At 68.0% G+C, this 1,044-nt stretch carries 1 protein-coding gene; it reads right to left on the bottom strand.

Annotated elements, in window-relative coordinates; genetic code table 11:
* A partial coding sequence (locus AB0M20_RS45525; protein ID WP_364307909.1) for a hypothetical protein occupies positions 1-834 on the bottom strand: 834 nt, incomplete at its 3' end.
* Positions 835-1,044 lie beyond the last annotated feature (210 nt).

The following is a 1,044-nucleotide window of genomic DNA, read 5'->3' as shown; positions in this document are numbered from 1 at the left end:
GGCCGGCGTGCCGGGCGAGGGCGGCGTGACGATAGCCGTCCGGTCACCGACGCCGTTGGTGCCATTGGTGCCGTTGGTGTGCGCGCTGCGCGACTTGTACTCCTTCCCGGTGCGGACCACCGGGGGAGCGACGTTCGGCGGTAGAGCCGGCGAAACCGGTGCGGCGCCGGCCGCCCTGGGCGGACGCGGCCCGGACACGATCGCCGAGTCGTCGTCCTGCTTGCGGCGGCGGCGGCGCAGCAACGCGTCGACCGCGACGGTGAACGCCACGGCGAGCAGCAGGCCGACCGCGGCGACCGCGATCAGCGCGCGCTTCACCTTGGAGGTCGACTCCTTGACGTTGTCGCCCAGGTCGAGACGCTTCGCGGTGATCATCTGCTCGTTCGGTGCGCCGTACTCCTTCTGCAGCGTGGAGACGCTGTCGGCGTAGCGCTTGATGAGGAACTCGGAGGTCTCCGTCGCCTTGTCCTCGGTGCTGCCGATGACCTCGAAGGTCACGATCGGCATCTGCGCGTCCTGGGTCAGGGTGAAGTCGTCGCTGAGCCCGTTGTTCTTCAGCGCCTCGACGACCCGCTGGTCCTGCACCGAGATCATGCCGGCCTTGGTGAGCGACGGCAGACCGAGGTCGAGCCACGGGTTACGGGCGCTGGCCTTCGTCTCGTCCGTCGCCTTCGGCGTGATCGACGGCGGCAGAAGCTGGACGTAACTGGTGGCGACGTAGTCCGGCTTGACCTGCATGGCCACGAAGACGGTGGCCGCGATGGCCACGAGGAAGATGGGCGCAGAGACATACCAGCGCCGGAACATCAGCTTGGTAAGGTCCCAAAAATCCACGTTCTCCCCTTAACAGCGACTGGCTGCGCGCGGCGCACTGTGGGCCTGGCGCTGCGAGGTCCCTGTCCGTCCGGCGTGTGCCGACGCTGGCACCGGCACAAGTCTCACCGTGCCGAGCAAGCCTGACAAGGCCGGAGACCTCGTCGCGGGGGGGGGGGACGCCCGCGCCGCGCCAGATCAGAGCACACTGTGAATGGAAAAAACTCAACA

The sequence above is a fragment of the Actinoplanes sp. NPDC051633 genome (genome assembly GCF_040681735.1).
GTDB lineage: Bacteria > Actinomycetota > Actinomycetes > Mycobacteriales > Micromonosporaceae > Actinoplanes.
The sequence above is the reverse complement of the archived record's forward strand: the minus strand, read 5'-3'. Positions and strand labels throughout refer to the sequence as shown.